This window comes from Paraglaciecola sp. L1A13 (genome assembly GCF_009796745.1).
Taxonomy (GTDB): domain Bacteria; phylum Pseudomonadota; class Gammaproteobacteria; order Enterobacterales; family Alteromonadaceae; genus Paraglaciecola.
The window spans coordinates 1-22859 of sequence record NZ_CP047024.1; the positions used below are offsets into that span (position 1 = coordinate 1).

A 22859-nucleotide genomic window follows, 5' to 3' on the forward strand; every position below is an offset into this window, starting at 1 on the left:
ATATTAGAGTCGTTATTTTTATATTAAATAAAAATATGTAATAAATTCAATTGTTTATTTGTATAATTGAATTTCATTCATCGAAGTTAGGATCCCATATTTACTTATGCACAGTTTAAAGGGATAATTGAAGTATATTCAGTGTTTAGTGTTGGATATTTAGTCGTTTAAGCCTTTTTTTGTCAATCTTCTTTTTCTGTCTTCTTAAATCGGTCTTTGTTTTTTTCCTCTATATTGTTGGCTCGGAGTAGTTTTTTAATGTCTTTATGGAATCGTTGCCTTGAAAGGCTTCAGCAAGATTTGCCGACTCAGCAATTTAGTATGTGGATAAGACCATTAATTGCTAATGAGGAAACAGCTTCTATTACGCTTTTTGCACCCAATCGGTTTGTATTAGATTGGGTTCGTGATAAATATATTGCACAAATTGAGGCCCTATTCGCAGAGTTCTGCGCCACTGATTCTGTACCTCAGCTGAGGATAGAAGTAAGATCTTCGGCGAATGTTCAACAAAGTCAGTCCTTCAGCTCAACGCCCAGCGCAAGCGCCAGTTCTTCGGTTGTAGAGAACAGTATTAAATCCCTACAAAGACACCAGGCCGCGCGCAGTAATGTTCAAGCTGATACGATAAGTCCACCAAACCCTAAAATTGTGGCGTCTCATAAAAGTAATATTAACTTTAATTATAAATTCGATAATTTTGTTGAAGGTAAATCGAATCAGTTAGCGCGGGCAGCTTCGCGACAAGTAGCTGATAATCCTGGTAAGGCTTATAACCCGTTGTTTATTTATGGCGGTACAGGCTTAGGTAAAACTCACCTTTTGCATGCTGTTGGTAACGGTATTATTGATAATAAAAAAGATGCGACGGTAGTTTATATGCATTCCGAGCGATTTGTTCAAGATATGGTAAAAGCCCTGCAGAACAACGCTATTGAAGAGTTTAAACGTTATTATCGTTCTGTTGATGCATTGCTTATAGATGATATCCAGTTTTTTGCCAATAAAGAACGCTCTCAAGAAGAGTTCTTTCATACGTTCAATGCTTTATTAGAAGGTAACCAGCAAATTATTCTGACGTCTGATCGATATCCCAAGGAAATTGACGGAGTAGAGGATCGCTTAAAATCTCGTTTTGGATGGGGTTTAACAATTGCGATTGAGCCACCAGAATTAGAAACTAGGGTAGCGATACTAATGCGCAAAGCATTAGAGAATAAAATAGTGTTACCTGATGAGGTTGCGTTTTTTATTGCTAAAAGGTTGCGCTCAAATGTACGCGAACTAGAGGGGGCGCTTAACCGTGTTATCGCCAACGCTAATTTCACTGGTAGACCGATTACAATAGATTTTGTGCGAGAAGCTTTACGCGACTTATTGGCTTTGCAGGAAAAGCTCGTCACCATAGATAACATTCAGAAAACAGTGGCTGAGTATTATAAAATCAAAATGGCAGATATTCTCTCTAAGCGTCGAAGTCGCAGTGTTGCACGCCCTAGGCAAATGGCTATGGCTTTGTCAAAAGAATTGACGAATCATAGTTTACCAGAAATAGGTGACGCGTTCGGCGGACGAGACCATACGACAGTGTTGCATGCGTGTCGGAAAATTGTGCAGCTTAGAGAAGAGAGTCATGATATAAAAGAAGACTATCAAAATTTAATTCGCACCTTATCTTCATAAAAAAGTTACGAGAATTTAGATGAAATTCAGCATAAGCAGGGAAAACTTTTTACAGCCGCTACAGTTAGTTTCTGGCGCTGTAGAACGCAGACATACCTTACCAATTCTTTCTAATGTATTGATAAAGGTTAGTGAAAATGCATTGTGGTTGACAGGTACCGATTTAGAAGTCGAGTTGATTTCTAATGTTACTCTTACCGGTGAATTCGAGGAAGGTGAGATTACAGTGCCTGCCAAGAAGCTGTTAGATATTATTCGTGGGTTAACTGAAGGTAGTGAAATTAGTTTTCAGCTTGATGGGAATAAAGCGATTCTGCGCTGTGGGCGCAGTAAATATAGTCTATCAACGTTATCAGCAACAGATTATCCAAACCTAGAGGATTGGCAGGGCGATCTAGAGTTTGAAATCTCGCAATCAAATTTGAAGCGATTAATCGACAGTGTGCACTTTTCTATGGCGCAACAAGATGTTCGATATTACTTAAACGGCATGTCGCTAGAAACTGAAGATAATGTTATTCGAACCGTTGCTACAGACGGACACAGGCTTGCATTGTGTCGCTTAAATTACACTGAAGCTACTTTGCCCAACCGTCAAGTCATTATCCCCCGTAAAGGCGTTATGGAGATTATCAGGCTAATAGAGGATAGCGATAAGTCGTTGAAAGTTCAGGTTGGTTCTAACCACATTCGAATATTTTCTAATGATTTTATTTTTACCAGTAAGTTAGTCGATGGTCGCTTCCCGGATTATCGTAGAGTGTTACCTAAAGACGGTGATAAAAACATTGTTGCCAGTAAGCTTGCCTTAAAGAATGCATTTTCTCGTGCTTCAATCCTTTCTAATGAAAAATTCAAAGGTGTACGTCTCAATCTATCTTCAGGTGAATTGAAAATTACCGCTAACAATCCTGAGCAAGAAGAAGCAGTAGAAATTGTTGATGTTAATTACCAAGGCGGAGATTTAGAAATAGGCTTCAACGTGGCTTACTTAATCGATGTGCTCAATGCGGTTAATGCCGAGGAGGTTAAGTTCACTTTAGCGGACTCTAACAGTAGTGCATTAATTGAAGATGGGGCGGATGATTCTGCTTTGTACGTTATTATGCCAATGAGGCTATAGTACATTCCTTGTTGATACTAATATGAAGCTGGACAGCGTCCAGATACGCAATTTGCGAAATCTGCAAGATGTATTACTTAAACCAAGTCACGGCGTTAATTTTATACTTGGAAAAAATGGTAGTGGAAAGTCTTCAATTTTGGAGGCTATCCATTATTTAGGCTTTGGTCGCTCTTTTAGAACAGCAAAGCACAAGCACGTTATTCAAAACCAGGCTAATTCATTTACTGTTTTCTGTGAGTGTTCAGAGCAAGATATTAATCAACGCCTGGGCATTTCTCGCGATATTAATGATTCCGTTAACGTGAGTATCAATGGTTTCAAAAGCAATAAAATCTCAGAATTAGTCAGTAAACTTCCAGTCCAAATTTTTACGCCTCAGAGCTCGGATATTCTTATAGGCGCGCCTAAACTTAGAAGAAAGTATTTAGATTGGTGTTTGTTTCACGTGGAACATTCATTTCTAATTTGTTCGAACAGTTATACAAAACTTCTAAAACATAACAATGCCCTATGCCGACAGCACCAAGTCGGCTACGCTAATCCACAACGTGTTTACTGGACAGAATTATTGGCAAAGTATGCTAATGAGCTGACTAATTTTAGAAATCAGATAATGTCCAGCTTAATACCTTTAATTACTTCGAATCTAGAGCATTTTTTACCTGAGTTTTGTGTTGAAATCTCGTATTATAGGGGATGGGAAAAAGGTCTTAGCATTAGCGAAGCGCTAGTTAAATCTGCAGACCGGGATTATAAAAATGGTTACATAAGCGTTGGCCCCCATAAGGCCGATGTTAGATTTAGAATCGACGGCAAACCCGCTCATGAGGTTTTGTCCCGAGGACAGCTTAGAATGCTGGTAGCAGCACTACAACTCGCTACTACTCAGTGTTTAATGTCCTATACCGAAAAGACCTGTATTTTCTTACTAGATGATGTTGGGGCTGAATTAGACGCAGCAAAACGAGAAGTTTTTATTGATAAACTTCTTGAATCAAACACCCAACTTTTCGTCACTGCGATAGAAGAGCATCAGCTAGAATTTATAGATAAATACCAAAATAAAAAAATGTTTCACGTGGAACATGGCCAGGTGAGAGAGGAGATTTAATCAAATGGCAGAAGAGCATAAGTACGATTCGTCGAGTATTAAAGTATTAAAAGGTTTAGATGCAGTACGTAAACGCCCTGGTATGTATATAGGTGATACTGACGACGGTACAGGTTTACACCACATGGTGTTTGAGGTTGTAGATAACTCAATCGACGAAGCGTTAGCTGGGCACTGTACCAATATAAACGTAAAAATTCATACTGATGGCTCTGTTTCTGTCAAAGATGATGGCCGTGGTATCCCTACAGAAATACACGAAGAAGAAGGTATCTCTGCAGCTGAAGTTATTATGACCGTACTTCATGCCGGTGGTAAATTTGATGATAACTCTTATAAAGTGTCAGGCGGTTTACACGGCGTGGGTGTTTCGGTAGTGAATGCGTTATCTCGCAAATTACAGATAATGATTCGCCGCCAAGGTAAGGTGCACGAGCAAGAATATCGACACGGGGTGCCTCAAAAACCTTTAGAGGCCATCGGTGAAACTGATTCAACAGGAACGACTATTCGATTCTGGCCAAGTGAAGGTACTTTTAATGGAATAGAGTACCACTATGACATTTTAGCAAAACGTCTCCGTGAATTATCATTCCTTAACTCAGGTGTAAGTATTACCCTGGAAGATGAACGTGACGGTAAAAAAGATCACTTCATGTATGAGGGTGGAATTAAAGCATTTGTTGAGTATTTAAATCAAAACAAAACACCAGTCCATCAGCAAGTATTTCACTTTAACAGTGAGCGTGAGGACGGAATTTCAGTAGAGGTTGCTCTACAATGGAATGACTCTTTCCAAGAGAATGTTTATTGCTTTACCAATAATATTCCACAGCGCGATGGGGGGAGTCACTTAGCAGGATTTCGTGGCGCACTCACTCGTACTCTAAATACCTTTATGGAAAAAGAAGGTCATAATAAGAAAAATAAAACTAACGCAAGCGGTGATGATGCTCGAGAAGGGTTGACAGCTGTTGTGTCCGTTAAAGTGCCAGATCCTAAATTTTCGTCACAAACAAAAGACAAATTAGTTTCATCAGAAGTACGCCCTGCCGTGGAAACAGTAATGGGTGAGAAGCTGAATGAATTCTTATTAGAGAATCCCGCAGCCAGTAAGATCATTATAGGCAAAATTATAGATGCGGCTCGAGCACGTGAAGCGGCGCGTAAAGCACGTGATATGACGAGACGTAAAGGTGCTCTTGACCTTGCTGGGTTACCGGGTAAATTAGCCGATTGCCAAGAAAAAGATCCTTCTCGTTCAGAGTTATACATAGTGGAAGGGGACTCTGCTGGCGGTTCAGCCAAGCAGGGAAGAAACAGAAAAAACCAAGCTATACTGCCGTTGAAAGGTAAGATTCTTAATGTTGAAAAAGCTCGTTTCGATAAAATGTTATCTTCGCAAGAAGTTGCAACGCTAATTACAGCTTTAGGTTGCGGTATCGGTCGCGATGAATATAATCCTGAAAAACTTCGTTACCACCGTATCATTATTATGACGGATGCAGATGTTGATGGGTCGCATATTCGTACTTTGTTGCTGACCTTCTTCTATCGTCAAATGCCTGAGATAATCGAGCGTGGATATATTTATATTGCTCAACCGCCTTTATATAAAACTAAAAAAGGCAAACAAGAACAATACTTAAAAGATGACGATTCACTAACAAAGTATTTAACGACTATTGCTTTAGATAATGCATCTATACACGTTAATGAAGAGGCACCTGGTCTTAGCGGTATTAGCCTTGAAAAACTGGTTAATCAATATCAAAACGCTATGAAAATGATCAAACGCATGAGTCGTCTTATGCCAGAAGTCATTTTAAGTAGCTTAATATACAGTAAGGTTATTACTTTATCTGACCTACAAGACAAGGCTAAACTCGAAGTTATTGCAAATAGCTACAGCGAAAGCCTGACACGTAATGAAGTTGATGGTGCAACGTATCGTTATGATATAAGGGAAAATAGCGAGCGTAACAACTGGTATATTGCGCTGATAATCCGTTTGCACGGTATCGATACAGAATACAAAATCGATCAAGAATTTATAGAATCTATCGAATACACTCGTCTACGGGAGTTAAATGAATCTATTAATGGACTGATTGAAGAGGGTGGTTACGTTAAACGGAATGATAAAGTTAAAGTTATCACTTCATTTGCTGAAGGTTTAGACTGGCTAATGGCCGAATCTAAAAAAGGTCAATATATACAGCGCTATAAAGGTCTAGGTGAAATGAACCCAAGTCAACTTTGGGAAACGACAATGGACCCAGGTTCGCGCCGCATGCTTCAGGTTAAGATTGAAGATGCTATTAAAGCTGACCAATTATTCACTACGCTAATGGGTGACCACGTAGAGCCAAGAAGGGCATTTATCGAAGAAAACGCCTTAAGAGTGGCGAACTTAGATGTATAGCGTCTTTGATGTTATAGAATAAGCCCGTAACATAATGATCAGCCCGCTTAGAACGCGGGCTTTTTTTTGGTTATTTTTGGGAAAATCCGAATAAGGTTATTGTGGATTGGACCCTGGACCCTGGACCCATTTACCCATATCACAATTATCCTAACTCAGTATTTCAACTATGAAACTATACCTACTAAAAAATTCAATTTTGACTAAAAATATAAGAGAAGATTAATGAAAACGATCGGAATGTTAGGAGGAATGAGTTGGGAATCTACCGCCCATTACTATCAACTGCTAAATAAAGGAGTTAACGAAGCTTTAGGTGGCCTCAATAGCGCTAGAATCATACTTAATAGCGTTAACTTCCAAGACATAGAACAACTACAAAGAACGGGGAATTGGAGGGATACAGGGCTTATTTTAGGTCACGCAGCTATTGAATTAGAGAAAGGTGGAGCAGATTTTATAATTATATGTACTAACACTATGCATAAGGTAGTTGATGAAATAAGCCGCTTTACCCCGTTACCTATTCTACATATAGCGGATGCAACGGCAGAAGTGTTGTGTACTGCAAATATAAGGCAAGTTGGTTTATTAGGTACTGCTTTTACGATGGAACAAGCGTTTTACAAAACACGAATCCACGAGAAATTTGGTATCGAAGTGACAGTCCCTTGCGAAGAGGATAGGGCGTTTGTTCATAAAGTTATATATCAAGAATTGTGTAAAGGCATCTTTTCTGAGGAGTCTAAACTACGTTTTTTGGATATTATTGATGAATTGTATTCACAAGGCTGCGAAGGTGTGATTTTAGGATGCACTGAAATCTCTTTGCTTGTTCGACAAGATGATACAGATGTGACACTTTACGACACTACTGCAATCCATGCTGACGCTGCGGTGCGATTAGCATTATATCGTTAATTAATATGTATTAAACGTACGTTATAACCAATTAGGGTCAAAAATTTCAAAATGGCCACGGCCGTTTTGTTTTACTTGGTACATCGTTTTATCAGCACAAGCGATTAAGTCTTTTGTATTATCAGCATGAGTAGGGGCAATTACCACACCAATACTGCCACCTATAGTGCAGTTGATATCATCGGATATATCGATAGGATAGCGCAGACTATCAAGCGTAGATTGCGCCAATGCGCAAATTTCATCTATATTTACTTCGTTGACTACGTATGCGGCTACGAACTCATCACCACCCCAGCGACTACAGAATTCATTTTTACCATCGAATACGGACTGTAAACGTTTACCAACTTCGATAAGAACTCGGTCACCTGCATCGTGGCCGTGGACATCGTTGACGGGTTTAAAATTATCAAGATCAATCATAAAAACGACTAAGCTTAAATCTAAAAAGCTTACGGTCTGGAGCAAGTTCTCTATTTCTGCTTCACCGGAACGTCTATTCTTAAGGTGAGTCAATGCATCATGGTCTGCTTCGAAGCGTGTTTTATGCTCCTTTTCAACACGTGCAGTCACATCATACATGATAACTTCTATAAGTGGTCCTTGGGCGCCAGTGTCAGACTGACGCACTTCGGAACGTTGCGTAGTAACCCTAGAAAATAAGCAATGAACCCATTTCTTTTTTTCGCCCGAAAGTGATTTACACTTTAGATCGATAGATAGATGGTTAACGGATTCCTCATTACGTATCCTGATTAGTAAACTAGCGAGTTGATCTACATGCTCAAACAACTCAATAAACGTAGTGTCAGTTAATGAATTTGGTAGCATATTGTTGAAAGCAGGGTTTGATGCACTAATCTTATTATCGGCGTCTATTAGACATATACCGGCACTGGCTTGTTCAAATATTAGGCGAAACTTACTCTCTAAGGCTTGGGTTTGAATACGCAAGTCAGTTTCATTTTCCAATGTACTTTTAAGCTCTCCCATAAGATCGTTGATGCCTTGAACCATCTGACCAATTTCGTCATTTTCATTATGAATTAATGTGCGCATAGTTTCAGTATTGCGCGGGTCAATCTTCAAGAAACTTGCGGTTAACTTTTGTAATGGTTGGGTCAGAAGTTTATGCACAAAAACCGACACAAAAAGTGCCACAATCGCAGAGTAAAGAAGTAATAAAAGTGCGTCATTGATAGCGTTTTGTTTGGCAATACTTTGAATATAATTACGATTAGGGTATATCAGAAGCTCGCCAATCGTTTGATTGGGAATGAAAGGGTGCTGGACCTCAGTCTTTATAAGACCTTTACTACCACTAAGAATGCCAAAACTAACATCTAAACTTACAGAGTCAGAAAGTTTTGCGCCGGCAATAAGATCGTTTATAACCAAGCCTTGAACAATTTCTTGCCCTAATTCTTGATCTTGTACATATAGTGCAATCGAAGCAGTGCTGCGTATAGTGGCCCCAATCTGCTCGATTAACGCCTGGGCTTTATTTTGCTCACTGCTCACAGCGTTGACATACAATAAAACCGATGTAACAAGTGACGTACCAATGGCACCGATAGCAATCGCTAACGCCACTTTGATATAAATTTTTCCGCTAATACTTTTCAAAATAGAAATTCACCTATTAGTACAGTTATTTAAGTTATTGATATCTATAAAAATAAATCAAATAATGAAAAATGAGTATCAAATCATAATCTATTTACGGTAACTGCCGGTTTGTCGATATTGGAGAAATTAATTGTAAATTCGTATAAGCCAGTTTCTTTAGGAACGAACCTAAAATTTTCGTCAGTGGTATTACAATCAGCATAGACTGTTTTACCCAATGTAACGCTTTGATCCCTATACTGACTTTTGTATCCACAACTAGAACCTGGTGTCCAATCCTTATCTGCAAATTTAAAGTCATAGGGTTGACCATCAGCAATCAATTCAATGGTGGTAGCATAAGTGCTACCACCTTTAAGTGTCAGCTGATATTGAGGATCGGCTTCCCACCAAGTAAACACACCCCGTAAGTACATATCAGGAAGTTGCTGAATATCTTTATAGGGTTCTACCGTATAGCTAGCACAGCTACTAATAAGACAAACTGCACAGGCGGAGTAAAGATGTTTAAGCTTGGACATAAATGGGTACCTAAAACTCATATATTCAGTCAATCCTAATGTTACTGCTGATTCAAAATAGAAATGTCAGCTACTAATAAGAACAGCGTTCTCAACTTGGACAATAAAGCGAGGCGATTGTTTCGTACCAGCTCATCTTCGGCCATGACCATAACGTTATCGAAGAAGTTGTCTACTTGAGTATGTAGCGTAGCTAACTCGGTAAATACGCCCTGATAGTTACCATCATTTACGAAAGCCGTTACATTTCCTTCAATGCCGTTAAGGGCTTCAGCCAATGCTTTCTCTTGTTCACTGTCAAACAATGCAGGATTGATATTATGAACGCCCGTCACGTTATTCTTAGCGAGAATATTAGCGACGCGTTTGTTTGCTGAAGCAAGAGCAAGACCGGATGCTAAACGCTTGAAGCCAGACACAGCTTCAATTCGGGCCGCAAAATCGGCTGGCTTAGTTGGGCGTCTAGCAGCAACGGCTTGAATTACATCTATATCAATTCCTTGCTCCTGATACCATGCTCTGAAGCGCCCTAAGATGAAATCAACGACTTGAGATTCTAAATTATCTGAATGGGTCAACTTCTCGCCAAACAAGCTGATAGAGGCGCGAACCAAATCAACAAGGTCTAACGGTAACTTCATTTCAACTGTAATACGCAACACGCCGATAGCGGCTCGTCTTAGAGCAAAAGGGTCTTTATCGCCTTTGGGCATTTGACCGATACCAAATATGCCTACTAATGAGTCTATTTTGTCTGCTAATGCAACGGCACAGCTGATATGAGAAGTAGGGAGTTTATCTCCGGCAAAACGTGGCATGTATTGCTCGTTTTGAGCTAAAGCTACGTCATCATCCTCACCGTCAAATTTAGCGTAGTGCATTCCCATAATGCCTTGAACATCAGGGAACTCCATAACCATGTTGGTCATTAGATCTGTTTTTGATAGCAAGCCTGCGCGCATTGCTAACGTTGAATCACAGTTTAACATCGTTGCAATACTGCCTGCTAACTGAGATATGCGCTGAGATTTTTCATATAGCGTACCTAATTGCTTTTGGAACAAAACGGTTTTTAAACTATCAAGGCGCGACTCTAAGGTATTCTTTTTATCAGTATTAAAGAAAAATTCCGCATCCGCTAGGCGAGGGCGGATTACTTTTTCATTACCACTAACTATTTGACTTGGATCTTTACTCTCGATATTAGTCACGAACACAAAACGCGATTTGAGTTGACCGTTTTGATCAAGCAATGGAAAGTATTTTTGGTCATCTTTCATGGTGTATATTAGCGCCTCTTTAGGCACCTCTAAGAAAGACTCGTCGAAACTGGCAGTCAATACCACAGGCCACTCAACTAACGCAGTTACTTCATCTAGTAAAGCGTCGTTCATATCGGCAGTTGCATTTTCTTTTTGCGCGGTAGCATTAACTTGCTGCTGTATTTTCGCTTTACGTGTTGCAAAATCAGCCAATACATAATGTGCTTCTAACTGCGCTAAGTAATCATCCGCATGTGCCAAACTGAACTGTTTTTCACCATGAAAACGATGACCATAGACTACGCGATCTGAGTCTATACCTAATATATTCCCGGCGATTACCTCGTTACCAAACAACATGCAAACCGTATGCACAGGACGAATAAACTGTGTTGAACTGCTTCCCCACCGCATTGGCTTAGGGATCGGTAGTTTCTTGAGTGCAGAATCAATCATTGCAGGTAAAAGCTTGGCAATTTGTTCGCCTTTTGCCTGGCCCTTAAATAATAGCCATTCGCCTTTATCCGTGGTTAAGCGCTCTGCTTGTTCTACCGTAATTCCGTTCGAACGAGCCCAACCTTGAGCTGCTTTAGTCGATTGTCCTGATGCATCAAACGCAACTGAAACAGCAGGGCCTTTCTTTTCGATTAATTTATCTTCTTGTTGCTCTGCTAGACCTAACACGTTCACTGCAAGACGGCGAGGGGACGCGAACCATTTGACTGATGAGTATGTTAACTCAGCGTCATCTAGTGCGGCTTGAACATTGTCTGCAAATGCTTGGGCTAACTTACCGAGTGCTTTAGGTGGCAATTCTTCGGTACCAATTTCAACTAATAAATTTTCGTAACGCATGAATTAAGCCTCCTTTTTACACATTGGGAATCCAAGCTTTTCTCGAGCTTGATAATAGGCTTCTGCACACGCTTTAGACAGCGCACGAACGCGAAGTATATAACGTTGACGTTCCGTTACTGAGATGGCGTGGCGAGCATCTAGTAAGTTAAACGCATGCGATGCTTTCATTACTTGCTCATAAGCGGGTAAGGGTAATCCTGCTTCGATCATCTTTTGGCTTTCTTTTTCACAGTGATCGAACGTGCCAAACAAAGCGTCAACATCTGCGTATTCGAAGTTATAGGTAGATTGTTCAACTTCGTTTTGATGGAAAACATCGCCATAAGTCACTTTGCCTAAGGGGCCATCTGTCCAAACTAAATCATAAATGCTATCTACACCTTGAATATACATAGCTAAACGTTCTAACCCATAGGTAATTTCACCAGTAACGGGTGAGCACTCAATTCCGCCTACCTGTTGAAAATAGGTAAATTGAGTAACTTCCATTCCATTTAACCAGACTTCCCAGCCAAGTCCCCATGCACCTAGCGTAGGCGACTCCCAATTATCTTCCACAAAGCGAATATCGTGCACCAGAGGATCGAAACCGAGCTCTTTAAGTGAGCCTAAATAAAGCTCCTGAATATTGCTCGGTGAGGGTTTAAGCATTACTTGAAACTGGTAGTAATGCTGTAATCGGTTTGGGTTTTCGCCGTAGCGGCCGTCAGTAGGTCGACGGCAGGGTTGAACATATGCACTACTGATTGGCTCTGGTCCAATGGATCGTAGGAATGTCATAGGGTGAAAAGTGCCTGCGCCGACTTCCATATCTAAAGGTTGAATGATTACGCAACCTTGTCTTGCCCAGTAGTCTTGGAGTGATAAAATCAGTCCTTGAAAGGTTTTACTATCAAACTTATTCATTAATTGCTGCCACAAAAATAATCCGAAAAAACGCCGGTTAGTATACCTGCTGTATACCGATCAATGTAGGTTAAATAACCATATTAATGCCTCAATAGGTTATTAAAGGACGAAAAAATGCACCAGACTCGTTGTGCTTGGGTTTCTCAAGATCCGATTTATCAAGATTATCACGACAATGTATGGGGACGCCCCGTTCAGGATAAATACGCACTATTCGCCAAATTATGCCTGGATGGCCAGCAAGCTGGTCTGAGTTGGTTAACTATTTTGAAAAAACAGCAAAATTACTATCAAGCGTTTCATAACTTTGATCCATTGCTTATAAGTGTTATGACTGAAGACGATGTTGAGCGTTTGTTGCAAAACAAAGGCATAGTACGCAATCGCCTTAAAATAAATGCCATTATTAAGAATGCTAAAGGGTTTCTTGAGATTGAGCGGGAAGGCATAAGCTTCGCAGATTATATTTGGTCATTTGTAAACGACCAACCGACAGTAAACGCTTGGGTGGACAAAAAAGAGGTGCCGACTACAACAAGCGAATCAGACGCAATGAGTAAGGCGCTAAAAAAACGGGGTTTTTCTTTTGTAGGAAGTACTATTTGTTATGCGTTTATGCAGGCCGTGGGATTAGTGAATGACCACACTACAGACTGCTTCTGCTATCCTACAAACCCAAACGCCTCTAAGGCGTGAAGGTTCGCAATTTAGTGACATCACGCAGGATTTGGCTTTCAAGTTCTACCTCAGCAGCTTCTCTCTCATCGTCTTGTATTTTTCGTTCAAGGGATGAAAGCTTATCTCTAGCTTCATGGGTTGGAAAATTACTGACCTTCATATACAAGGTATAAAGCCCTGGATATTGAGATTGATAATCAGGCTTGTTATCAATAGGTAGACTTTCGTGTAAATGATACAAACGAATACTACCTTCCGATAAATTGCATTGTTGCTGTTCCACGGCCATGGCAATTGTTCGAATACTTTCCATTAGCCGTGTAATTCGCTGTTGTTTCGTTTGCGCCATTTTTTTGTTTTGCTTGTTAAGCATAAACAAGAGCTTGCCGGCATAAAAAGCCAGACCGGCGATGATCAATAGAGCAATAACGATAAGTGAAATAGCAAAGTAGCTCATTTTAAAAACTTATTTAAATTTGTTGATATCAATAGACTCGAATTGCGCATATAGAGCATCTTCAGATGAATCTGCAGCTTCGTCTTCCTCATTTGATATGCCTAATAACTCACATAGTTCCTGATGTCTTGCTGTCAATCTATTAACAAATGCACGCTCTTCTTTGCTTAGTGTTTGATCAGCATCGAGTTTTTCAAGTAACATTCCGAAGCGTTCATTTTGCTCGATACTTTCAAGTTCCTGAGCAGGGGAGAAGTACTTAGGTTTCGCTACCTTAGCTTTTGGTTTGTCATCTATGATCAAAGGGATTGGTTTTTTACTGCCTACTCTAGGATCCTTAATAGCTTTCTTCTGTTGATTTGACGAACTAGTTTGTTCTGGATTATTTCGACTACCAGAAGCCTTGCCCAACGTTTTTTTATTTCGTTTAGGTGCTGCCGGTACTGATTTACGTTTTGTTTTCGGTGCTAGGGGTGTTCCAATTTGACCGATTTTCCGAGACTTCTTTTTTCTAGGCATAAATAACCTCCACAATATTTGCGCGGATTTTACCTTAAAACAGACTGGTTAAATATGGTTCACAAGATAAGGAGTGAAATTTAGCTAATAAAAAGGGCAATAGCCTAAGCTATTGCCCTCAAATCACAGATGTGTCGTAAGACACCGATCTCGACAGTCGTTCATCCTGAACAGTTAGTGGTGGTCCTTCATGTTTTCTCTTTTTATTAATTTTAACGAAAACAGTATATAGTTTAGGGTCTTCCTGACGCTTTATTATTGTCGTCCTTGCCTTTTCACCAAAGGTTTAAAGTTTTAGCACTGCTTGCTAATAATCTTCCATGAGCAAACTCTCGTTTGTTGTCCCTGTTGTTTTTCTGGGAGATAGAATACACGACAACTAAATATTTACAACTCGTTTACATAGTATTCAGTTATTACTTTTACCGATAGATAAAAAAAAACGACCTGATTGGGTCGTTTTTTAGGCGTTGCTAATGCAAGTGATTTTTAATATAAGCCGGCTATGTATTTTGACAACACATCAATATCTTGGTCACTTAGGCGTTTAGCAATATCTGCCATCATGCCATTATGTGAATTTGCTCGTTGGCCTGATCTAAAAGCTTCTAATTGGGCTTTTAAATAAGTTGTATGCTGACCGCTGATATCGGGAAAGCCAGAAAGGCTAGTTCCATTACCACGTGGGCCATGACAAGCAGTACATGCGGTAATTCCACGATCTAAATCGCCACCGCGATATAACTTGCTTCCGGCTGCAATTGCATCTTCGGGCGTCTCGCCCTCTTTGGCCGTTTGGCTTGAAAAATATGCCGCAATGTCTTGCATGTCTTGTTCTGATAGGGCTGCCGCCATACCATTCATTACAGCATTATTGCGACCTTCTTCTCCAGCCGTTTGCGAGGCAAGCTTAAATTCTTGTAGCTGTTTAACTAGGTAATCAGCATGCTGACCAGCCAGTTTTGGATTCATGTCTATCATGCTGTTTCCATCGGCACCATGACAGGCCCCACATGCAACAGACTTTGTTTTACCTGCTTCAATATCACCGGCTGCCATCGCACTAGCAGATAAACCTAAAAAAACGCTAACTAACAAACCCATTATTTTCATATTCTTTCTCATTAAGCTGCTGATTATTTAACCATTATCAGAATAGTAACTGGTGTATTTTACACATTTACAGCGCCAGTAAAATATATTCCACACTATTAGCGCAATATTATACGACATAACAACCACTTTCGATTTGTATTTACCTGATATAATAGACAAATCAATAAGGGTAATGATCTAGAATCGTTTTATGACTAGGAGTAAGTGTGAGTCATTATAGTCAAGCTAAGTTTAATTTAAGTGCTCCAGATATCAGCCACTTGTGCGCTGATGAGGGAGTTGAGGTTGCCTTCGCAGGGCGTTCTAATGCAGGTAAATCAAGCGCGCTTAATCGCCTGACACGCCAAAAAAGCTTAGCCCGCACCAGTAAAACTCCTGGTCGAACACAACTAATTAATGTTTTCGACTTAGATGAGCAACGTCGTCTTATCGATTTACCTGGTTACGGTTATGCCAAGGTACCTATGGCAATTAAACTTAAATGGCAAAAGTCTTTAGGTGAATATCTACAAAAGCGTGACAGCTTGAAAGGTTTAGTCGTACTGATGGATATACGCCATCCATTTAAAGATTTGGATCAAGAGTTGATACAATGGGCCGTTTCAGCAGATTTACCCGTCTTGGGTTTACTGACTAAAGCTGACAAACTGAAGTCAGGGAAACGCAAAGCACAACTATTGATGGCTAGAGAAGCTTCATTGGCGTTTTGTGGTGATGTAACGATCCATCTGTTCTCATCATTAAATGGTTTAGGGCTAGATAATTGTGAACGAGTATTAGACCAATGGTTTGGCTACAATCAAGATAAAGAGCCTGAGCAGGAATAAGGGCAAAAAAAAACCTTGTCGAAAGACAAGGTTTTAAAACATCTAGAACACACACCAAATCAGAGTGTTGAACTTTATATAAGTTCATTCAAAGTAAAATTATTTTTATAAATAGTTATTTCATACCTGAAATGACTACATTCTAATTAATATTGTAAAGAATCAATTTCTTTAGAGCATAAAAAAACCCCAGCAAGTGCTGAGGTTGAAGCAAAGGTCTGAAAATACATACCTCTGTACCCTACAGGACAGATATTATGCAAAGATCACCAAAATGCCAACCGCTTTATGTAATTAAATTACATAAAGCGCTTATTTTTACTAATTATTGAAGATTTAGTTAGTGGGCTTCGTCCCAATTCTCGCCTACACCTGCCTCAACTATAAGCGGAACATCTAGAACTACTGCATTTTCCATAAGTTGAACAATAGTTTCTTGGTGTTTTTCTAAGTTTTGTTCTTTTATTTCAAAAACAAGCTCGTCGTGCACTTGCATGATCATACGTACTTCGTCATAGGCTAATGAATCTATCCACGTTGCTACTTTGATCATGGCCTTTTTAATAATATCTGCCGCCGTTCCTTGCATTGGGGCATTAATTGCTGCTCGCTCGGCGCCTTTTCGACGTAAGCCATTACTGGCATTTATTTCCGGTAAATATAAACGTCGGCCAAATACGGTTGAAACATAACCTTGTTCTTTAGCAATTATTCGCGAGTTTTCCATATATTTAAGTACACCTGGATATCGCTCAAAATATAGGTCCATATAATGTTGAGCATCATGGCGCGAAACGTTGAGCTGTTTCGCTAGACCGAACGCTGACATACCGTAAATTAAACCGAAATTGATAGCTTTGGCATTACGTCTTTGTTCAGTCGTTACTCGTTCTAGTGGTACGTTAAAAACTTCAGCTGCGGTTGCTGTGTGTACATCTTTACCATTTGAGAATGCTGTTAATAACCCTTCATCCTTTGAAAGATGGGCCATTATCCGCAGTTCTATCTGAGAATAATCTGCAGCAACGATTTTATAACCAGGGCGTGCAATAAAAGCTTGCCTTACCCTACGACCTTGCTCTGTTCTAATGGGAATATTTTGCAGATTCGGATCAGTCGAAGACAATCGGCCCGTTGCTGTTATCGCTTGATGGTAAGATGTATGAACGCGTCCGGTGCGTGGGTTTATCATCTTAGGTAGCTTATCTGTATAAGTGTTTTTTAATTTACTTAAACCGCGAAACTCCATTAACAATTTAGGTAGAGGGTATGTAAGTGCTAACTCTTGTAACACTTCTTCCGACGTAGATGGGGCGCCTTTGGGCGTTTTTTTAAGTATGGGTAAGGCTAATTTTTTAAACAGTATCTCTTGTAACTGTTTCGTAGAGCCTAAATTAAATTCTTCTCCAGCCATTACATGAACTTCAGTTTCTAATTGCATGATCCTAGTTGCAAGATCCTGACTCTGCTGACTTAGCTTTTGGCTATCGATCAAAACACCAAATTGTTCCATTTGGGCTAATACAGACGCTAAAGGCACTTCAATGTCGCGTAATACAGCGGCCAGTTCGGGCTCTTTAGAAAGTTTTTGCCATAATTGGTTGTGTAGACGTAAGGTTATATCTGCATCTTCGGCAGCATAGGGTGCTGCCTGCTCAAGAGGAATCTGATTGAATGTTAGTTGCTTGGCACCTTTACCTGCGATGTCTTCAAAATGAATTGTAGATATGCCCAAGTAGTGCTGCGCGAGGCTGTCCATATCATGACGAGTTGCTACGCTGTCAAGAACATAAGATTCAAGCATCGTATCAAACGCAATGCCGCGAAGAGTAATGTCATAATTAGCTAACACATTTTTATCGTATTTTAGATGCTGACCAACCTTCGCTTTGCTCGAATCTTCTAGAATTTCTTTAAATTGGGCTAACACTTGCCCACGATCGAGTTGTTCTGGAGCATCCACATAATCATGGGCTAATGGCAGATAGGCCGCTTTTCCTTCTTCGATACAAAACGACATACCAACTAATTCGGCTTGCATGTAATTTAAACTGGTTGTTTCCGTATCGAATGCGAAGAGCTCAGCTGAATTTAGCTTTGTTAACCAGCTATCAAGCGCTTCTTGAGTCAATATAATTTCATAACTGACTTGAAGTTCGCTTGTGTCGCTCTTATCGACATCTAATGAATTAGATTCGACTTTTTGTTCAGTGTTGTTTAAAGCGTCGGTAGCGTCTTTTAGCCATCGCTTAAATTCAAGTTCAGCGAATAATTCTTTTAAAGCGCCGTAATCTGCTTCAATAGGCTTCAAATCAGTTGGACTACAATCCATTTGAACATCTAGTTTAATCGTAGCTAAGGTGTAAGAGAGTCGAGCCTGCTCCTCATATTCACGCATTTTATCGGCCATTTTTTTGGCTCCGCGAAATTCAAGACCGGCAATCTTTTCAAGATTTTTATAGATCTCATCTATACTACCAATACCTTGCAACAAGCCCTGAGCGCTTTTATCACCTACGCCAGGGACGCCTGGAATGTTATCTACCTTGTCACCCTTAAGAGCAAGAAAATCTATGACTAATTCAGGTGGGACCCCGAATTTGTCAATGACACCCTGAGGATCCATAACATGGTTGTTCATGGTGTTGATTAAAGTGACGTGTTCATTTACGAGTTGAGCCATGTCTTTATCGCCAGTACTGATCAAGGTGGCGATCCCAAGTTTACTGGCTTGGTCTGCCAGTGTTCCGATCACGTCGTCGGCTTCAACGCCTGATTCAACAATGATCGGTAAGCCCATTGCTTTAATGATGTTATGTAGCGGTTCGATCTGTCCTCGCAGTTCTTCGGGCATTGAGGGACGGTTAGCCTTGTATTCGCTATAAATATCATCGCGAAATGTTTTACCTTTTGCATCAAACACGACTGCCATATGCGTGGGCTTGAACTGTTTAATTAAACTACGCAGCATATTGATTACGCCGTAGACTGCACCAGTATCTTGGCCTTTAGAGTTCGTTAAGGGCGGCATGCCGTGAAAGGCACGGAATAAATACGAAGATCCGTCAACCAATATAAACGGATTGTTCGGAATAACGGGTGTAGAAGAGGGGTCTGTATTACTCATGGATATTGGATTCTCAGGATTTATGTAAACGCGTAAAGGATGCCACACACAGAACTATTCATCCACGCGGAGATCGGATCAATTTGTGGATAACTCTGTTGAATAAAATTTTAGATGAGTGCGTGATGGATCTCTTTGGATCAACAAGTCGATCTACAGCCCTTGAATTTATTGGGGTGAATTTAATCGCTATAAATATATTATGCTTACTTAGAAGAATTTCCCGATGTGGATAACATTATTAATAAATATTATTAGGTATCCAAAAGGGGAGGTGACTTTACACGCAAATTAACAGCGAGGGAAGGCGAAATGTTAAACTGTTTTTGTCTGAAAATTGTACAATACCTTACTGTAAATGCATAAGACCGAGTTGATAAGGCTTCTAGGGTAAGTGATGTAACAGTTCTATAACAAGTGTATTGTCGTATCTAATACTTTTATCTGTAGGTGATATATCAAGAGTTATATTTAGGATGGGGTTTGAAGTAATTGGTAAATTTTCGTTCGATAGCAAAATTTAGTTTCGCATAGTTCAATGTTACACGGTATAAAAGCTGTCGATCTGCTTTTCTTATTTCGATTAATTGTTATATACCTTAAAGCTAGTATAGCTAAGTGTTTGCTAACGTTAATAAAAGCGTGTTTAGAGTATTATTCAGCTTTGTGTATTGCTTTTGATTTTGTTGGAGTGGACAATCCCTATACATCTGTTGGTCAATAATAAAATTAAGAAAGAACGATTACTAATGTTGGTATTTTTGAAACGCATTAGATTGCGTACTTTAGTGGGCTATAATTAAGAGATGCAATACCGAACGATTACTCGGATATTAGGCCTACTGGTTGCGCTGTTTAGTGTAACCATGGTCCCCCCCGCAATTATTTCTTTGTATTTCAAAGATGGTAGTGGCCTCCCATTCTTTCTCGCTTTCTTGCTGTGTCTCGGCACTGGCTTACTATTTTGGTACCCGAATCGCCTTCATCGTAGAGATCTACGTGCCAAGGAAGGTTTTCTTATCGTGGTTTTATTTTGGACCGTTCTCGCTAGTTTTGGTGCGTTACCTTTATTGTTGCTTGAGCAACCCGAAATGTCGGTTTCTGATGCATTCTTTGAATCCTTTTCAGGATTAACAACAACCGGTGCCACAGTTATCCAAGGGATTGACTATTTACCTAAGGCCGTACAGTTTTATCGTCAGCAGTTACAATGGTTAGGTGGAATGGGGATCATTGTACTCGCAGTAGCAATATTACCGATTCTAGGCGTAGGGGGAATGCAGTTATACCGGGCTGAGACACCTGGACCGGTTAAAGATTCGAAAATGACGCCGCGAATCGCAGATACCGCAAAGCATTTATGGTACATCTACTTGACCCTAACAATATGCTGCGGCGTTGCTTATTGGTTTGCTGGCATGGATTGGTTTGACGCTTTGTGTCATGCATTTTCTACCGTTGCCATAGGGGGATTTTCAAATTACGATGCGAGTATTGGCTATTTTGATAGTCCAATGATCAATATAGTCTGCGTAATATTTTTATGGATCGCAGCATTGAATTTTGCACTTCACTACGCAGCGGCTAGTGGGCGAACGCTAATGGGTTATTTCTATGATCCTGAACTTCGAGCATTTTTTCTTATTCAATTTGTATTAGTGGCTGTGTACTTTATTGTATTGATGGATTTTAATTGGTTCGATAATGCAGGCACTACGTTTGATCAAGCGCTTATTCAATCTGTTTCTTTTAGTACAACGGCTGGTTTTGCTACAACTGATTTCTCACATTGGCCAGCGTTCTTGCCCATTATGTTAATCTTTTCGAGTTTTATTGGTGGCTGTGCAGGTTCTACTGGTGGCGGCTTGAAGGTTGTACGTGTTCTTTTGCTTTATCTACAAGGTAAGCGTGAAGTTGATCGCTTAATTCATCCTAAAGCAGTTTATACCGTTAAGCTTGGTGATCGTGCATTACCTGATAGGGTAGTGGAAGCGGTATGGGGCTTTTTCTCGGCGTATGCGATGATCTTTGTCATTATTATGGTCTGCTTAATTGCGACGGGTATGGATGATGTATCTGCATTTACTGCAACCGCTGCAACGCTAAATAACCTAGGGCCTGGGTTGGGCACGGTTTCCGGTTCATTTGCGGACGTATCGGATATGGGTAAGTGGTTATTGATTTTGGCGATGTTGTTTGGGCGTTTAGAAGTGTTCTCTTTACTCGTGCTATTTTCACCGACATTTTGGCGTAGTTAAGCAATCAAATTTGCTTTACTCGATAATAATAGACATAACTTTTGTTGCTTGTTTCATTTACGATATTTCTACTTTAAACCTTCTGTTGACGAATGTTTAGTGACTGATTGCTATCAACAAAATACACTTACAAAAAACGGCTATCCATTACTGGCTAGCCGTTGCAATTTTAGCGAGAGAATTTATCCTGCTGAATGTATCGTTAGAAGAACGAAGCCATAGCGTAGGCAGTCTTTTCGAACATGAGTGGTTGAGCCTCTTCAAGTTCTAAGTTTGCTTTGTTGGCTGTTGTTACAACGCGCGTACGATACTCTTTCTGATTCGTTGCTTCGGAATAAGTTTGAGTCGTTCCGCCATCATCAGAAATTTTAGTATTTACTTTTGAGTCGCGACGCACAATAACGCCTTTCTTAGCCCGTTCACGTATCTGAATATCAGCCACTAATAAGTAAGTCACATCTTTCACAAAAGCATTTGCCGCGGTTGACGCTAATCCACCTATCAAACCTGCCGCTGCAGCACCACGATAACTACCTCCTGTTGCATAACCAATCGCTGATCCAGCAGCAACGCCTTGGAAGCCACTAGAAAGGTAGTTTTCAGCTGCGCTAGGTGAAGCCTTTTCAAGGTTACGTACGAATACACTCATGGTGTATTGGGCCTCATCTGGGCTGTCAACGAAAGTATAACCATTACCACTACCTGCAATCTGTTCATTTAGGGCCACTCTGAACGCATTGCGATCAAATTCCATTACAGCAGAGCGAACCTCCAAATATACTTTACGTTTTTCTGGAGCAACGGTGTCAACAAAAATTGAAGTGCTGAGTTTCGTTTGAACATCAAGGTCCTTTTTTGCGATTGATGTATGAACAGCAGCACAACTTGTTAAGGTCAAAATCGTTAATCCAACAAACGCCATTTTGACTGTACGAGCATAGTTTTTCATAGTAATTACCTTTACTTATGTTATTGATTAATTGTGGTTTTAGTAATAATAGCGACCGTGGTACCGATGGTAGTATCGACAGTTGCGGTATTGCGTCCAGTCATAACGTAATAAATCACGACAGGTGTAACCTCGGCGCCAATAGGTACCTTGGTATTCTTGAGGTTTAACATTTTTCTTAAGCATGCTGTCGATATAGCTATCGACCTCTTTGGGACGTTCGGCCAAAAATGGACGAGACATAACCTCGGAATTGAGTTGCGCTTGCATCTTGGCTAAAGCGTCTTCTTCTGACTCTTCTTGCGCAACAGACAAAGACGAAAAAAACATACAGCAAATGCTAAATAGTAAAAACGGTATTGAGATTAATTTTGTGGTGGGTAACTTGATATTTTGCATAATATTCCTCCATAAATACTTCGTGACAAATTGGCTAACACGACCTCTTCCTGAGTAGCTTTAAAAACCTTAACTCTAAAT

General features: G+C 40.1%; 18 protein-coding genes. 8 read left to right on the forward strand and 10 right to left on the reverse strand.

Going from position 1 to position 22859, the window contains the following annotated elements:
* Window positions 1-258 precede the first annotated feature (258 nt).
* The 5 genes from dnaA to GQR89_RS00025 all read left to right on the forward strand — a co-directional run bounded on the left by dnaA (window position 259) and on the right by GQR89_RS00025 (window position 7266).
* Window positions 259-1683 carry a chromosomal replication initiator protein DnaA gene (gene dnaA / locus GQR89_RS00005; protein ID WP_158768164.1) on the forward strand — a complete coding sequence of 475 codons (1425 nt, stop codon included), beginning with the start codon at window positions 259-261 and terminating at the stop codon, window positions 1681-1683.
* A gap of 19 nt (window positions 1684-1702) precedes the next feature.
* On the forward strand, window positions 1703-2806 hold the full coding sequence (gene dnaN, locus GQR89_RS00010; RefSeq protein WP_158768165.1) for a DNA polymerase III subunit beta: 1104 nt from the start codon (window positions 1703-1705) through the stop codon (window positions 2804-2806).
* Window positions 2807-2828: 22 nt separating this feature from the next.
* The gene (recF, locus tag GQR89_RS00015) at window positions 2829-3920 is read left to right on the forward strand and encodes a DNA replication/repair protein RecF (RefSeq protein WP_158768166.1); all 1092 of its coding nucleotides are present in this window, start codon (window positions 2829-2831) and stop codon (window positions 3918-3920) included.
* Window positions 3921-3924: 4 nt separating this feature from the next.
* The gene (gyrB, locus tag GQR89_RS00020; RefSeq protein ID WP_158768167.1) at window positions 3925-6345 is read left to right on the forward strand and encodes a DNA topoisomerase (ATP-hydrolyzing) subunit B; all 2421 of its coding nucleotides are present in this window, start codon (window positions 3925-3927) and stop codon (window positions 6343-6345) included.
* Between the two features lie 225 nt (window positions 6346-6570).
* Window positions 6571-7266, forward strand: a complete 696-nt coding sequence (locus tag GQR89_RS00025; RefSeq protein ID WP_158768168.1) for an aspartate/glutamate racemase family protein — start codon at window positions 6571-6573, stop codon at window positions 7264-7266.
* 21 nt (window positions 7267-7287) lie between these two features.
* On the opposite strand, the gene GQR89_RS00030 is transcribed toward GQR89_RS00025, so the two are convergent.
* The 4 genes from GQR89_RS00030 to glyQ form a co-directional block, all read right to left on the reverse strand.
* The gene (locus GQR89_RS00030; protein WP_158768169.1) at window positions 7288-8895 is read right to left on the reverse strand and encodes a sensor domain-containing diguanylate cyclase; all 1608 of its coding nucleotides are present in this window, start codon (window positions 8893-8895) and stop codon (window positions 7288-7290) included.
* Window positions 8896-8978: 83 nt separating this feature from the next.
* A complete protein-coding gene (locus tag GQR89_RS00035; protein WP_158768170.1) occupies window positions 8979-9419 on the reverse strand; it encodes a hypothetical protein in 441 nt (146 codons plus the stop codon).
* Window positions 9420-9460: 41 nt separating this feature from the next.
* On the reverse strand, window positions 9461-11536 hold the full coding sequence (gene glyS, locus GQR89_RS00040; RefSeq protein WP_158768171.1) for a glycine--tRNA ligase subunit beta: 2076 nt from the start codon (window positions 11534-11536) through the stop codon (window positions 9461-9463).
* Window positions 11537-11539: 3 nt separating this feature from the next.
* Window positions 11540-12445, reverse strand: a complete 906-nt coding sequence (gene glyQ, locus GQR89_RS00045; protein ID WP_007102952.1) for a glycine--tRNA ligase subunit alpha — start codon at window positions 12443-12445, stop codon at window positions 11540-11542.
* Between the two features lie 117 nt (window positions 12446-12562).
* Here glyQ and GQR89_RS00050 point away from each other — a divergent pair, with 117 nt between their 5' ends.
* Window positions 12563-13144: a DNA-3-methyladenine glycosylase I gene (locus tag GQR89_RS00050; protein ID WP_158768172.1), complete on the forward strand. Its 582-nt coding sequence runs from the start codon at window positions 12563-12565 to the stop codon at window positions 13142-13144.
* On the opposite strand, the gene GQR89_RS00055 is transcribed toward GQR89_RS00050, so the two are convergent.
* From GQR89_RS00055 to GQR89_RS00065, 3 genes are all read right to left on the reverse strand, one after another.
* The gene (locus GQR89_RS00055) at window positions 13134-13583 is read right to left on the reverse strand and encodes a DUF2489 domain-containing protein (protein WP_158768173.1); all 450 of its coding nucleotides are present in this window, start codon (window positions 13581-13583) and stop codon (window positions 13134-13136) included. The two genes, GQR89_RS00050 and GQR89_RS00055, sit on opposite strands and share 11 nt — an antisense overlap.
* A 9-nt stretch (window positions 13584-13592) precedes the next feature.
* A complete protein-coding gene (gene yihI, locus GQR89_RS00060; RefSeq protein ID WP_158768174.1) occupies window positions 13593-14102 on the reverse strand; it encodes a Der GTPase-activating protein YihI in 510 nt (169 codons plus the stop codon).
* A gap of 489 nt (window positions 14103-14591) precedes the next feature.
* Entirely contained in the window at window positions 14592-15215 is a 624-nt protein-coding gene (locus GQR89_RS00065) for a cytochrome c (protein WP_158768175.1), read from the reverse strand.
* Between the two features lie 209 nt (window positions 15216-15424).
* On the opposite strand from GQR89_RS00065, the gene yihA reads away from it, so the two are divergent.
* Window positions 15425-16045 (forward strand): ribosome biogenesis GTP-binding protein YihA/YsxC, encoded by a 621-nt coding sequence (yihA, locus tag GQR89_RS00070; RefSeq protein ID WP_158768176.1) that lies wholly within the window; start codon window positions 15425-15427, stop codon window positions 16043-16045.
* 340 nt (window positions 16046-16385) lie between these two features.
* Here yihA and polA read toward each other — a convergent pair whose 3' ends face one another.
* Window positions 16386-19172 carry a DNA polymerase I gene (gene polA / locus GQR89_RS00075; protein WP_158768177.1) on the reverse strand — a complete coding sequence of 929 codons (2787 nt, stop codon included), beginning with the start codon at window positions 19170-19172 and terminating at the stop codon, window positions 16386-16388.
* Between the two features lie 806 nt (window positions 19173-19978).
* Here polA and GQR89_RS00080 point away from each other — a divergent pair.
* Window positions 19979-21430, forward strand: a complete 1452-nt coding sequence (locus tag GQR89_RS00080) for a TrkH family potassium uptake protein (RefSeq protein WP_158768178.1) — start codon at window positions 19979-19981, stop codon at window positions 21428-21430.
* A 202-nt stretch (window positions 21431-21632) separates the two neighbouring features.
* Here the strand turns inward: GQR89_RS00080 and GQR89_RS00085 are convergent, their stop codons facing one another.
* Window positions 21633-22379 (reverse strand): complement resistance protein TraT, encoded by a 747-nt coding sequence (locus GQR89_RS00085; RefSeq protein WP_158768179.1) that lies wholly within the window; start codon window positions 22377-22379, stop codon window positions 21633-21635.
* Between the two features lie 39 nt (window positions 22380-22418).
* Entirely contained in the window at window positions 22419-22778 is a 360-nt protein-coding gene (locus GQR89_RS21245) for a hypothetical protein (RefSeq protein WP_199271353.1), read from the reverse strand.
* Window positions 22779-22859 lie beyond the last annotated feature (81 nt).

Coding starts and splice junctions, on each gene's coding strand:
- GQR89_RS00055 (WP_158768173.1), bottom strand. CDS start 13,583: ATGAGCTACTTTGCTATTTCACTTATCGTTATTGCTCTATTGATCATC.
- GQR89_RS00080 (WP_158768178.1), top strand. CDS start 19,979: ATGCAATACCGAACGATTACTCGGATATTAGGCCTACTGGTTGCGCTG.
- dnaA (WP_158768164.1), top strand. CDS start 259: ATGTCTTTATGGAATCGTTGCCTTGAAAGGCTTCAGCAAGATTTGCCG.
- GQR89_RS21245 (WP_199271353.1), bottom strand. CDS start 22,778: ATGCAAAATATCAAGTTACCCACCACAAAATTAATCTCAATACCGTTT.
- recF (WP_158768166.1), top strand. CDS start 2,829: ATGAAGCTGGACAGCGTCCAGATACGCAATTTGCGAAATCTGCAAGAT.
- GQR89_RS00085 (WP_158768179.1), bottom strand. CDS start 22,379: ATGAAAAACTATGCTCGTACAGTCAAAATGGCGTTTGTTGGATTAACG.
- dnaN (WP_158768165.1), top strand. CDS start 1,703: ATGAAATTCAGCATAAGCAGGGAAAACTTTTTACAGCCGCTACAGTTA.
- yihI (WP_158768174.1), bottom strand. CDS start 14,102: ATGCCTAGAAAAAAGAAGTCTCGGAAAATCGGTCAAATTGGAACACCC.
- GQR89_RS00065 (WP_158768175.1), bottom strand. CDS start 15,215: ATGAAAATAATGGGTTTGTTAGTTAGCGTTTTTTTAGGTTTATCTGCT.
- glyQ (WP_007102952.1), bottom strand. CDS start 12,445: ATGAATAAGTTTGATAGTAAAACCTTTCAAGGACTGATTTTATCACTC.
- GQR89_RS00025 (WP_158768168.1), top strand. CDS start 6,571: ATGAAAACGATCGGAATGTTAGGAGGAATGAGTTGGGAATCTACCGCC.
- gyrB (WP_158768167.1), top strand. CDS start 3,925: ATGGCAGAAGAGCATAAGTACGATTCGTCGAGTATTAAAGTATTAAAA.
- glyS (WP_158768171.1), bottom strand. CDS start 11,536: ATGCGTTACGAAAATTTATTAGTTGAAATTGGTACCGAAGAATTGCCA.
- GQR89_RS00035 (WP_158768170.1), bottom strand. CDS start 9,419: ATGTCCAAGCTTAAACATCTTTACTCCGCCTGTGCAGTTTGTCTTATT.
- polA (WP_158768177.1), bottom strand. CDS start 19,172: ATGAGTAATACAGACCCCTCTTCTACACCCGTTATTCCGAACAATCCG.
- GQR89_RS00050 (WP_158768172.1), top strand. CDS start 12,563: ATGCACCAGACTCGTTGTGCTTGGGTTTCTCAAGATCCGATTTATCAA.